The following is an 11,411-nucleotide window of genomic DNA, read 5'->3' as shown; positions in this document are numbered from 1 at the left end:
TCCGCCCGCGGCGCCGCCAGCATGATCGCCGAAGCGATCACGACCGCCCGCTCGTGCGGCGCGTCGGGTGAGATCGTGGTCCGGGCGGACTCGGCGTTCTACACCAAAACGGTGATTACCACCTGCTGGCGTCGTGACGTGCGGTTCTCGGTCACCACCCGGATCGACGCGAAGATCCGTACCGCGTGCGACAGCATCAGCGACGATCAGTGGCTCGACATCAAGTATCCGCGGGCCGTCTTCGACGAAGACCAGCAGCGGTGGATCTCCGACGCGCAGATCGCCGAAACCGTCTACACCGCGTTCGCCGGCACCCGCCACGCGGTGACCGCCCGGCTGATCGTGCGCCGGATCCGCCGCGACGACCCCACGCAGATCCCCGGTCAGGAAGAACTCGTACCGACCTACCGGTATCACGCGGTGTTCACCGATTCGCCGTTCACTCTCGTGCAGGCCGAATCGCAGCACCGCGGACCCGCCATCATCGAGCAGGTCAACGCCGATTTGATCGCCGGGCCCCTGGCGCATCTTCCCTCCAGGAGGTTCAGCGCGAACGACGCCTGGCTGACCTGCGCCGCAATCGCCCATAACCTCACCCGCACCGCCGGGCACCTCGCCGCCGGCCCTCAAGCCGGCGCCCGGCCAGCGACGATTCGTACCCGGATCATCAACGTCGCCGCCCGGATCGCGCATCGGGCCCGCACCATCCACCTGCACCTCCCCGAGCACTGGCCCTGGCAGACGGCGTTCGACAACCTGTTCACCGCCGTCCAGGCCACCCCCGGCTGACCAGCCGGAACCCGCAGAATCCAGGCGGCCCGGCCACAGGCCACAACCCTGCTCCACCCGAACAAACGCGTCCAGGGCAAGCCGATCACGAGATCGGCGACTCCCACACGCCCGCCGGATCACCCCACACAGAAATGATCAACGGCGATCGACACCGACTGCGTCGGTGGATCGAGGCTCAGCGTGGCCGGTGGAGCGGTGAAGCCACGCGTTGTCAGCGGCAGATTCAAGCGCACTCGGGTGGCGACTGGAGATGTTCAACGCCGGGCCAGCCGTCGGCGGCGACGCCATGCCGCCAGCTTCCGTGCGACAACTCTCAGCACCAGTCCGTTCGCCGATGCGGCAGCCATCCAAGCAGCAGCCACAACAACGGCATCGATGAAATCCGACGCGCTCGACAGTCCCAGCGCCTCGGCGCCGTACAGGATTGCCGGAAGGACGACGATGCCGGACGGAAGAGTCAGCACAGCAGCAATTCCCAACAGCCACCTTCCGACGCCCCACCATACGTTTTCCACGTAGGTACTACCGACGTAGGCGCCAATGAACGCCAGCAGTCCGACAGCTACCACGTAACTCCCGTACCAGAGTCGAGATAATGTCCTTGTGACCATGCCGCCACGATGCCATCGGACCGGGACGGACGGCAGTCGAATCGTTGTCAACCATGCCGCCAGGCAAACTCCCCGGTAGCGGCCCAGGTACGCGGGCACCGCCGCGTGGAGAACGCGGTTGTCGGAAGTGATGACGGATGACGTGGGAGCGGAGAAGGCAGTCATATCTTACGGTGCGTCACCGCCGACGAAGAGCACCAGTGCCTCGGCGCGGCATGACAGTGCCCGGCCTTGAACCTGAGTTGACCATTAACCTCATCAAGTTTCGTCGTAACCCAAATGAGTGAGAGAGATGGACTACCGGGCGGCAAACCCCTACTCTTCCCACGTCTGTCCATCTCGGCATAGAAGGATGTCAGATGATCGCTGCACCAACTCAGACTAGCGGCCCTGGTCCGCCGGGTAATCGAGTCCCCGATTCGACTGCCGGCGGCAGTGGCGGTGGTGGAGGAGGAGGAGCGCACCCCGCTGCCATCTTTGCATTATTGGTGGTGGTCGCTTCCGTGGCGGCGCTGACCGTGGTAAAGGGTCTCGGACTTCCCATGCAGAGTAATGCCGCAGCGCTCCTTGACAGCATCGGTGGCTTCGAGCAAATAAATGCCATGATCGGGGTTGCAGCCGCTCTTGGCGTTGGATTGACGGCCCGCAGTAGAACGCTTTCTGCACGGTTGACCGCGATCGCTGTCGCTTCGGCCGTCGTGCTAACTACCATCGTTGTCGCAGTCGGCTTCGTCGAGTCGAAGGCGGACGACAGAGTGGGTCCTGGCACCGCGGGCGACCCCGTGCTCAAGAGGCTCTATGCTGGCTTGATTGCAGAATCGGGACAATGCCAGCAGAATTCGAACATCCCAGAGTTCGGTCGGCAATCGGGCCTTTGGGTTGACCCCCAAGTGCCTTTCACCGCAATGATCAAATGCCAGAGCGAGGATTACTCCGCCTACTTCGTCACCGCCCATGACGCCCAAACGCGGGGCGACCTCTTCGGTAGCGCATGGCAACGTAAGGATGGTCAGAATTGCGACAGCTGGGATGGACCAAATACGCCCTCACCGGAAAGCGTCAAGGCGCGCGTGTGCTATCGAGCCGGTGATGGAGTGAGTCCTGCCATCTACTGGGAAGCTGCTGCGGATAATCGCGAGTCTTTCGCCAACACGGCCGGTGTCCTCATTTCACATCGGCTGCCTTCGACCGATCTTGAACGGCTCTGGCGCGACACTCATTGAGAGTTAAGAATGCGGAGCGCGCTACGATGGCAACCGGCCCTTCGCTATTTTCTGGGTGGCCTGATTGGGTTAGAGCCATGACCGGCGGCGTGCGATAGTCGATCGACCGAGATGCACTCATCTCGGCATTACCTGCATATCAAGCATGACCGGATGCTCCTGCGCTGGATCGCCGGCACGGACCGTGACGCCCAGCCGACAGGCGTGTTGACTGCGGCTGAATGAGCAGAGCGGCAAGCGCTGTCTCGGGGATGCGGACGGTATGGCAGGGTGACAAAGATGATCGACAACGGTGGCCTGTTGGAGTCCGTGATCGAGCATGCGGCGCAGCTGGACGAGGTCGACTATGACGACATCGCGCCCAGCGTCGCGGCGTTGACCGGTTCGGGCGACCTCGGCTTGGTGCCGCTGCTGAGCGAGGCCCTCGGCAGGTTCCTCGACGAGGAGAACTTCTACGGCCGTGACCTGATCGCGGGTGTGTTGGCCGGTGTTGCGGGGATCGCGGCACTGCCGGTGTTGCTCCTGGCGGCCGACCGTGATCTGGGCGACGACCAGGACGGCCTGCAGTCCGAGATCACCGCGGTCCTGGGCGCGGACCCGGTGGCAGGCCGAGAGTTGATCCTCGAGCTGGTTCGCAGCGACGCGCCCGAGCGGCGGCGGGTGGGATTGCTGGCGCTCGGCTTGGTGGTCGAGGCTGGTGATGTCGGGCTGTTGGAGACGGCCGCCGGCCATCCCGATCCGGATGTCCGGTTGATGGCGGTCGAAGCGGTCGTGGACCCGGCCGGTGACGATCGAGCCTTCGCGGTGCTGGTGGCCACGTCGGCCGACCCGGACGAACAGGTGCGGATGGCGTCGATCAGCCGGCTCGGCGCCAGCGGCCGTCTCGAAGCGGCGGCACCACTCGCGAGGGCCATCACCGATCCCCGCTACCGGGTGCGGGCCCGAACCGCGTACGCCCTGGGCCGGCTCGGCAGCGCCACGGGCACGCCGGCGTTGCTGCGGCTGCTCCAGGACGACGATGATCGGGTACGCGACCAGGCCCGCGACGCGCTCGGTGCGGTCGGCGGCTCGGCTGCCGTCGACGCACTGCTCGCGGAGGCCGCCGGTCAGGACCCCCGGCTCCGAGCCCAAGCCGGGAAAGCGCTCGCCAGGGCCGTTGACTCCGATCCCCGCGTCGACTCGCAGCTCATGCTGCTCGCGCAAGACCCCGAAGCGACTGTACGTTCGGCCACGCTGAGCGGGCTGGCCACCGTGGCGGACCGGTCCGCACGTTGGTCCGCGCTGGCCGGCACGCTCGCCAACGATCCCGACGCGACGGTCCGGCAACGCGTAGCGGTGCTCGCGCACCTTCTCGCACCCGACGACGTCGACACCATCCTGCACCGCCTGGCCGACGACCCCGAAGCCACCGTGCGGCAGACAGCAGCCACCCAACTCAGCCGGCCACCCCGCTGACGCCCGAAGCGTCCCTCGTACCTATCCCATCAACGGCGCGCCATCGTGGCACAGCACGTTCCGGATAACGGCGCGCACGAGTCGCGGCGGATGAGAACGTTGGCTACTGCCTCAGCGGTATGCCTTGCGGATGGACCGGTCCCCGTCAAGAGCCGTTGCGGCTCGCCAACCGGAACAGGTACCGGCCGGTGAGCGTCCCGGCGATGCCCGACACCAGGAAAAAGAACCACCGTGGGAGCTGTTCGGCCGGCTCGTACGAGTCGCAGTACCCGGACGTCCAATCGACCGTGATCTGCGCGTTGAGTGGGGGCAGCCCACCGTCGGGAAACTGGTTCTTGCCCATGCTGCAGTTCACCGTGCCTTGCGAGGTTACCGCCCGGACCGACACGTAGTACGGATACCCGAGACCGTCCGGCACCACAGTTTGAACCGTGGCGGTGACCAGTTCACCGTCCGGCGGACTGGGCTCGAGGTCGTCGAACAGACCGACCAGCAGAAAGCTGAGGGTCAGGACAACCCCCAAAAGAACAAGCGCGATGGGCGTACGGCTTTCGAAGTGCCCAGGTCCGTAGAACGGCATGGGTAGAGGTTAATGTCCGTGATCAACCCAACCAGGTGGTGACACCGCAGGCTGGGGCGACAACGGATTGGCGCTTGTTCCCTCCGTCATCAGCTTTAAGATCCACTGTTATGGTCGCCCGCACCACACCCCCGCGTCCCCTGGACATCGCCGAACTCTTCCCCGCGCTGCGGGGACATTCCACCACCGCTACCCGCCTGCATCCCCGGCCCGGCGCTGCGACCGTTGCGGACAGTTCGGTCGGCGGGCCGCTGCTGTGGCCGGCCGACGAGATGTGGCCGGTCTGCGACGACACTGAGGCGCATGAGCCGTACAACCTGACCACGCTGGCGGCTGAGCGCCGCAGGCGGGAGATCCTCGCGACGGCGAACGCTCGGGAACCGCTGGCGGGCGGGGATTTCCTGACCGCCGAGGAACGGGCCGAGCTCGATGCGGCCGACGACCTGGAGCTGGATGACCTGATCGAGGATCCGATCCCGCTGCTCCCGCTCGCGCAACTGTACCGCCGGGACATCCCGGACTACGCCGGTCCGGACGGCACCGACCTGCTCCAGGTGCTGTGGTGCCCGGTGGACCACTCGGATCGGCACTACAGCCCCCGAGTCTTCCTCTACTGGCGCGATAGCTCCGCCGTGGGCCCAATACTCGAAGCGCCTCCCGAGCCGGCGGTGATCAGCGACATGTACCTGCCTATTCCGTGCGTGGTGCACCCAGAACAGGTCCGCGAGTACCAGTACGCCGGTCTGCTCCCCGATGACCTGCGCGAGCGGCTTGACGAGTGGGACAAGGACGAGGAGAGCCGCCCCAACTACCAGAGTGACCTGTCGCTGGCGCCAGGCTGGAAGGTCGGCGGGTACGCGAACTGGTCGCTGACCGACCCGTACCCGATGGATTGTGCTGTCTGCGGCGCCGCGATGACCTTGACCCTCACCGCGGGCTCGGCCGACTGGAACGGCACGGGTTGCAGCTGGCGCCCATCGGAGGAGGACCCGAACGCGTCCCCGGACACCGTCGGCGTGCAGATCGGGCGTGGCTACTCGCTCTACACCTTCCGCTGCGCCGAATCCTTCGACCACCCGCCGGCCACCGCCATGCAGTGACGCGTCCTCCCGCCGTGGCTTGTCGGCCTACGTCGAGCGGGTCCTCGGTCGAGTGCCCCGCACGTTCATCGACTGGGCCCAACACAACATCGCCGCCTGCCGATAGGACCGCACCACGCTATCGGCCTCGACCGAGGCATTTTCGGCCGAATCCACCCCGCCACGCTGACCGCTGGGACCAGCACTGGCGATCACGGTTGATCTCCCGTACGGCAGCTCTGCTTCCCCATAGGAAACGCCGGGTGTGGGTTCCGCCTTTCGGCTGATGCGCTCAGACCCGGGTGGCGTCAAGCCTTGGGGGAAGCGGGAGTCGTATCCGCTGAGATCGCTCGGCGCATGATGGGTTCGGCGTCGGGGACGACGTGGTCACTTCAGCGCGGTTGCCGCCTCGTGGATGACGGCCGCTACCGCGCCTGGCTGCGAAAGATACACGGCGTGACTCCCCGCGGACTCGACCACCGTCGAGCCGGCGCGCTCGGACATCGCCCGCTGGGCCGGCGGGGGGATCATGCGGTCGTCCGTGGCGACCAGATACCAGCTGGGCTTGATTCGCCAGGCAGGCTCGGTGATCGCGCCACCCAGGGCGTCCACGCCCCACGGGACCTGCGAGTCGGCCATGAAGGCGGCCTGTTCCGCGGGCAGGTCGCCGGCGAACGAGGCGGCGAACTTCTCCCTGTCCAGAAACAGGAATCCGTCCCGGGGCGGCAGGATCGGCGGCACCGGGGCCCCCGGCGGCGGGTCGGCGATGAGCGTGTTGACCGACTCGCCCCGGTCGGGCGCGAACGCCGCTATGTAGACCAGCGCGGCGACCTTCTCGTGGGTACCCGCCTCGGTGATCACCGCGCCGCCGTAGGAGTGGCCGACCAGCACGACAGGGCCGTCCACCGCATCGATGATCTGGCGGGTGGCGGCGGCGTCACCTGCCAGCGACAGGGTCGGGTTCTGCACCACACTCACCCGGTAGCCGTCCAGTTTGAGCAGGTCGTACACCGCCTGCCAGCCGGATCCGTCGACGAATCCACCGTGTACCAGCACCACGTCCATCAGGCTCTCCTTGTCGTCGCCGATGCGTTGAGTGCCAGCGTCGTCCGCGATGGCCGGCCCGGGCTCGGAGGTAAGAGAACAGTTTCCGGACGACGGTGCACCCCGGCCTTGACCCACCGAGGTGACGGCGTGACGATCGAGCCGGGGGCCACACATGTCATTGATCTTGAGCACGGACGCGCTGGAGCCGAACGAGCGCGAGGCGTACTGGCGGCACATCATGTCGGACACCTTCGCCCCGGTGGCGATCCATTCCATGCCCAGCGGCGATGTGGCCGGCGCGATCCGGGCGAGTTGGGCCGGCCGGCTGATGATCGCCGAGGTGCGGTCCACCGGCCAGGACATCCGCCGCACGCCGAAACTCATCGGCGACGCGGACAACGCCTACTTCCAGGTAGCACTCGTCGCCGGCGGCGTCGGGCGGCTCAGCCAGGACGACCGCGAAGCCGAGTTGCGCCCCGGCGACTGCGCCGTATACGAGACCACCCGCCCCTTCCGCTGGCTCTTCGACGACGCCTGGGATGTCTGGGTGTTCTCCCTGCCCGCGGACTCCGTCCGGCTGACCGAGGCCGAGCGGCGGCACCTCAGCGCCCGCCGCCTCGACGGCGGAACCGGTCTCACCGGCGTCGTGTCCCGATTCCTGCTCGACCTGGCCCGCCACGGCGAGGACCTCCCGGCCGAACAGTCCGAGCAGGTGCTGGCCCACGCCAGCGATCTGGTCATCACCCTGCTCGGCCAGCGCCTCGGCGCCACCGACGCGGTGCGCGGGGCGCGGCACCGCTCCCTGCTGCCGAGGATCAAGGACTACATCCACCAACACCTCGACGACCCGACCCTCGACCCGGCCAGGATCGCCGCCACCGTCCACATCTCCACCCGTTACCTGCACAAACTCTTCGAGGCCGAGCACCACACGGTGGCGCTCTACATCAGGGGACTCCGACTCGACCGCGCCCGGCGCGACCTCATGGACCCGCGCCTCGCCCACCACACCATCGCGGCGGTCGCACACGCCTGCGGTTTCCACGACCTGAGCGGTTTCAACCGGGCTTTCAAGGCCGCGTACGGCGTGAGCCCCAGAGACCTGCGTGCCCCGACCAGTAAGGGCGATGGCGGGTGAGATCGCCGGCTGGCTCCGCGTGGTCGACGCGGGCCGCGCGGACCAGGGACGAACCGACCGGTGACCGCAGCACCGTGCCAGAGCCGCAACGCCTCGACGTAGCGGTCCAGGGCGACGTCCGGCCGCCGTTCCTCGCGGGTCACCTCGACCGGCTTCCGGAACGCGACGAGGTCCAGCACCGCGGCATCCGCCACGTCGGCGGGACCTCGGGGCACACCTGACTACCTCAGGTGATCAACTAGCTATTCACTGGGTGGACTCTGAGCGATCGCCGGCCGGCTGCTCGCTCAGGCTGGACAGCATTGGACAGAACCTGGATCAGTTGATCGCGGAGCTCTCCCGGTCGCGGTTGTCCGCTGCCGAGTCCTCGAGTGCTCCGGCGCCGTCCGGATAGAACTGGGCGTACCAACGGCGCAGGGCCCTGATGCCCTTCTCGTGCGGGAGCAGGACGGGGCGCGCCAAATGCACCTTGTGGTCCCAGATCCGCACTTCGTCGCGGACCTCGCGGAGCGCCTCCGCGCGAAACACCAGCTTGAACAGCGGTGCGAGGAACGGCAGCCGAGCCGGCTTGCGGATGTAGTAGAGCATCCGCATCTCGCTGGTCCGCTCGTCCACCGGGGTGGTCAGGGCCACCGCGGTCAGCGACAGGACCGGACCCTCGACGCGCACCACCATTACGCCCGGCCCGTACATGAACACATCGAAGGTGTTGTTGATGTCCCAGGCCAGCACGCGCCGGTGGAAACGACCGCGGACCTCGGCGAACGGGCCGTCCGGCCGCAGGTCCTGAACCGGCGGCTCGCTCTGGCCGTGGATGAAGTGGAAGTGCGACTCGTCCACGATGTTCTCGCGCATCTCCTGGATGTGGATGCGTGCGCGGCACACGTCGTCGATCGGCCTCGCGAAGGCCCGCGACGTCGCCTCCGGGATCTCGGGTACCTCCCAGGCGGAGGCATCCGGTCCGACGTGGACGAAGATGAGGCCGCTGTGCTCACGCACCGGGAAGCCACCGAGGGACACCTTCGGCGTGCGCGCCGCGAACGGCGCGAGGGTGCAGGCTCCGTCGGCGTCGAAGCGCCATCCGTGGAAGGGGCATTCGACGGTTCCGTCCACGATCTTCCCGCCGGCGCCGAGGTGGGCGCCGTAGTGCGGGCAGTGGGCGTCACGGACGGCCGCCCGCCCGTCCGCGCCCCGGAAGGCGATCAGCGCGCGACCGAAATAGTGCAGGCTGACGACCTGGCCGGGGCGCAGCTCGCGGCCGCGCAGCACGGCATACCACCCGTACGGGACCGGCGGCATGGGGTAGGCGTCGGCTCGCGGATCACGGGGGAGTTCGGCCAGCCGATCTCGGTGCCGGTGGATCATCATTCGGGGATCATAGGGGCATGACGCACGGTATCGGGCGCCCGCCGGCCGTACGGCCTCAGTGATCGCCGAGGGTCGCCGGATACTCCTGCCGCGCGGACCACCACGACGGGCTCGCCGGCCGCCGCCAGCGCCCGCTGCGCCAGCATCCCTCGGCGGGATTTGATTGTCACCTGCGGTTCGTGACAACCAGGCGGCTACGCTCCCGCGGGCCTGAAGGCCTCGTCCGCGCTCATGGCCGATCCGGTCGCATACTCGGCGGCGAAGCGGTCCTCGTCCAGGGCCGCGACGGCAAGTGTCCTGGCCAGGAGCAGTTCCTGGGCGTCGTCCGGGTCGGGAACCTGGGCGACGACGGCGTAGGCGCGGTCGGTGAAGCCAATCATCCGCGCCGCACTCGCGTGGTCACCGTCGGCCGATGCCATCGCGGCGGCGGCGACACCGAGGTAGGGGACGAACGAGAGGTAGCCCTCGCGGAACACCCGCTCGCGGCCCTGCGCGAACAGCTCCCGGGCGCGGTCGAGGTGGCCGAGCTTGAGCTCGGTGAAGGCGAGGTTGTGGTACTCGGAGTTCACCATCTCGGGCTGCCCCAGCGCCTCGTTCAGCGCGATGCCGGCGAGATAGCGGGACCGGGCCTCCGCGTAGTCGCCGGACATCCGCGCGACCGCGGCGAGGACGTGCCGCGGTCGCTCTTCCAGTCGCCGGTCACCGGAGCGCACCGCCACGTCGAGCGCCTCCTGGGCCAGTTCCTCCGCCCGGGCCAGGTCACCCTCGCGGAGTGCTACCCGGGCCGTCGCGTAGAGCCCCTCGACCTCGCCGGCCGGCTCGCCCGCGGCGCGGGCCCGCTCGATCTCCGCGCCGGCCAGCCGCAGCACGGCATCGTTGTCGCCGCGGCGGAACGTGGCCCGCACCTCGTCGGAGAAACTCCCGGCCAGCAACCAGGTCACCGCCTCCAGGAACGCCTCCGGTTCCTCGATCTGCCCGAAGTGACCGCTGTTCTCCAGGATCACCAACCGGGAGCCGGCGATCCCCTCGGACAGCATCCCGGCCCAGCGAGGGCCGCAGATGAAGTCGTGCCTGCCGGTGAGCACCACCGTGCGTGCCGTGATCTTCGGCAGGTCCACGCGGTAGTCGACGACGTTCGACTCGAACTGCACGAGCCACGTCCTGATGCCCTTCTGGAGCGGCTCGAACTCGGCGCGGCGGCCCCAGAAATCGGCGAAGTAGATGGGCAGGACCGCGCGCATGGTGGCGGTCTTCTCCTCGTCGTCGCGCTCCGGCTCCGAGCTGGTGAAGGCCGCAGTCACCGCGGCGGCCTCGGGAACGTCGGGGAGGCGTTCGGGATAGGCCACCGCCTCCGCGCGCCCGGCCGCCCAGAATTCCGGGTCGGTCACCGGGGTCGAGCTGTAGAGCGCGAGGCCGGCCACCCGCTCGGGATAGCGGAGCGCGAACCGCTGGGCGACGACACCGCCGTGCGAGTGACCGAGTACGTGCACCTTCGGCACGTCCAAGTGCTCGACCACGGCGTACAGGAAATCGACGTAGGTGTCCACATAGGTCGCGCCCGGTGGAAGCGGCCGTGAGCCGCCGGTCCCGACCGGCTCGAGGTAGACCACCGTGAAATGCTCCTCGAGCCGGTCGGACCGCAGGTACGAGTAGTCGACCCCGGGGCCGCCCGAGTGGGCGATCAGCACCGGACCGCGGCCGGCGACGTGGTACACCTGCCGGGTGCCGTCGAGGGTGAAACTGTGGGTCCCGGGGCTGAGGTTGCTCATTGCTTGATAACTCCTACCGGTTGAGCACCTTGACGTTGCGCAGGTTTCTTGGGTCGTTCCCCCAGAACCTAGGCGGATGCTCTTTATCACCACTTCCTGCGGACTGAAGAGCTCGATCGCAGCGCTCTCGCGGCGAGGACGGCGCCCGCGCGCGGAGCGGGATTCACCGACGACACTGTCGCGCCACCGCACCTCGCGGCCGAGACCGCCGAGGCCATCCCGGAGTGCGACTTCGTGGAGATCGAGCGCTGCGGGCACCTCGGCTATCTGGAACGGCCCGACGAGGTCAACGCCGCGATCGTCGAATTCCTCGGCCGGCACTGAACAACGCCCGTACGAGAAACGGCGG

At 67.8% G+C, this 11,411-nt stretch carries 12 protein-coding genes; 7 read left to right on the top strand and 5 right to left on the bottom strand.

The features are described 5' to 3' along the window. On the top strand, window positions 1-789 hold a 789-nt coding region (locus DMB66_RS38805), incomplete at its 5' end, for a transposase (protein ID WP_199752879.1). 257 nt (window positions 790-1,046) lie between these two features. On the opposite strand, the gene DMB66_RS38800 is transcribed toward DMB66_RS38805, so the two are convergent. Beyond that, complete coding sequence (locus tag DMB66_RS38800; protein ID WP_125809120.1) at window positions 1,047-1,403, bottom strand: hypothetical protein; 357 nt, start codon at window positions 1,401-1,403, stop codon at window positions 1,047-1,049. A gap of 359 nt (window positions 1,404-1,762) precedes the next feature. On the opposite strand from DMB66_RS38800, the gene DMB66_RS38795 reads away from it, so the two are divergent. Then, the gene (locus tag DMB66_RS38795) at window positions 1,763-2,626 is read left to right on the top strand and encodes a hypothetical protein (protein WP_125809119.1); all 864 of its coding nucleotides are present in this window, start codon (window positions 1,763-1,765) and stop codon (window positions 2,624-2,626) included. Between the two features lie 279 nt (window positions 2,627-2,905). Beyond that, window positions 2,906-4,081 (top strand): HEAT repeat domain-containing protein, encoded by a 1,176-nt coding sequence (locus DMB66_RS38790; protein ID WP_125809118.1) that lies wholly within the window; start codon window positions 2,906-2,908, stop codon window positions 4,079-4,081. Between the two features lie 145 nt (window positions 4,082-4,226). Here the strand turns inward: DMB66_RS38790 and DMB66_RS38785 are convergent, their stop codons facing one another. Beyond that, window positions 4,227-4,661: a hypothetical protein gene (locus DMB66_RS38785; RefSeq protein WP_125809117.1), complete on the bottom strand. Its 435-nt coding sequence runs from the start codon at window positions 4,659-4,661 to the stop codon at window positions 4,227-4,229. Between the two features lie 110 nt (window positions 4,662-4,771). Here DMB66_RS38785 and DMB66_RS38780 point away from each other — a divergent pair, with 110 nt between their 5' ends. After that, window positions 4,772-5,761: a hypothetical protein gene (locus tag DMB66_RS38780; RefSeq protein ID WP_125809116.1), complete on the top strand. Its 990-nt coding sequence runs from the start codon at window positions 4,772-4,774 to the stop codon at window positions 5,759-5,761. Between the two features lie 366 nt (window positions 5,762-6,127). Here the strand turns inward: DMB66_RS38780 and DMB66_RS38775 are convergent, their stop codons facing one another. After that, complete coding sequence (locus DMB66_RS38775; protein ID WP_125809115.1) at window positions 6,128-6,805, bottom strand: alpha/beta fold hydrolase; 678 nt, start codon at window positions 6,803-6,805, stop codon at window positions 6,128-6,130. A 154-nt stretch (window positions 6,806-6,959) separates the two neighbouring features. On the opposite strand from DMB66_RS38775, the gene DMB66_RS38770 reads away from it, so the two are divergent. Continuing rightward, window positions 6,960-7,925, top strand: a complete 966-nt coding sequence (locus DMB66_RS38770) for a helix-turn-helix domain-containing protein (protein WP_125809114.1) — start codon at window positions 6,960-6,962, stop codon at window positions 7,923-7,925. Between the two features lie 74 nt (window positions 7,926-7,999). Further along, window positions 8,000-8,146 (top strand): hypothetical protein, encoded by a 147-nt coding sequence (locus DMB66_RS61660; RefSeq protein WP_158647512.1) that lies wholly within the window; start codon window positions 8,000-8,002, stop codon window positions 8,144-8,146. Between the two features lie 97 nt (window positions 8,147-8,243). On the opposite strand, the gene DMB66_RS38765 is transcribed toward DMB66_RS61660, so the two are convergent. Both DMB66_RS38765 and DMB66_RS64405 read right to left on the bottom strand, forming a co-directional pair. Further along, entirely contained in the window at window positions 8,244-9,293 is a 1,050-nt protein-coding gene (locus DMB66_RS38765) for a Rieske 2Fe-2S domain-containing protein (protein WP_199752878.1), read from the bottom strand. A gap of 194 nt (window positions 9,294-9,487) precedes the next feature. Further along, window positions 9,488-11,062 carry an alpha/beta fold hydrolase gene (locus DMB66_RS64405; RefSeq protein ID WP_233625144.1) on the bottom strand — a complete coding sequence of 525 codons (1,575 nt, stop codon included), beginning with the start codon at window positions 11,060-11,062 and terminating at the stop codon, window positions 9,488-9,490. Between the two features lie 234 nt (window positions 11,063-11,296). Between DMB66_RS64405 and DMB66_RS66160 the strand changes: the two genes are divergently transcribed. Then, window positions 11,297-11,386: an alpha/beta fold hydrolase gene (locus DMB66_RS66160; RefSeq protein ID WP_370320038.1), complete on the top strand. Its 90-nt coding sequence runs from the start codon at window positions 11,297-11,299 to the stop codon at window positions 11,384-11,386. Window positions 11,387-11,411 lie beyond the last annotated feature (25 nt).

The sequence above is a fragment of the Actinoplanes sp. ATCC 53533 genome (assembly GCF_003947245.1).
This window is presented reverse-complemented; position numbering and strand designations above follow the sequence as displayed.

Excerpts from the sequence above, each read along its gene's own strand:
- DMB66_RS38795 (WP_125809119.1), top strand. The coding sequence starts at position 1,763 with ATGATCGCTGCACCAACTCAGACTAGCGGCCCTGGTCCGCCGGGTAAT.
- DMB66_RS38780 (WP_125809116.1), top strand. The coding sequence starts at position 4,772 with ATGGTCGCCCGCACCACACCCCCGCGTCCCCTGGACATCGCCGAACTC.
- DMB66_RS64405 (WP_233625144.1), bottom strand. The coding sequence starts at position 11,062 with ATGAGCAACCTCAGCCCCGGGACCCACAGTTTCACCCTCGACGGCACC.
- DMB66_RS38770 (WP_125809114.1), top strand. The coding sequence starts at position 6,960 with ATGTCATTGATCTTGAGCACGGACGCGCTGGAGCCGAACGAGCGCGAG.
- DMB66_RS38800 (WP_125809120.1), bottom strand. The coding sequence starts at position 1,403 with ATGGTCACAAGGACATTATCTCGACTCTGGTACGGGAGTTACGTGGTA.
- DMB66_RS38765 (WP_199752878.1), bottom strand. The coding sequence starts at position 9,293 with ATGATGATCCACCGGCACCGAGATCGGCTGGCCGAACTCCCCCGTGAT.
- DMB66_RS38775 (WP_125809115.1), bottom strand. The coding sequence starts at position 6,805 with ATGGACGTGGTGCTGGTACACGGTGGATTCGTCGACGGATCCGGCTGG.
- DMB66_RS38790 (WP_125809118.1), top strand. The coding sequence starts at position 2,906 with ATGATCGACAACGGTGGCCTGTTGGAGTCCGTGATCGAGCATGCGGCG.
- DMB66_RS38785 (WP_125809117.1), bottom strand. The coding sequence starts at position 4,661 with ATGCCGTTCTACGGACCTGGGCACTTCGAAAGCCGTACGCCCATCGCG.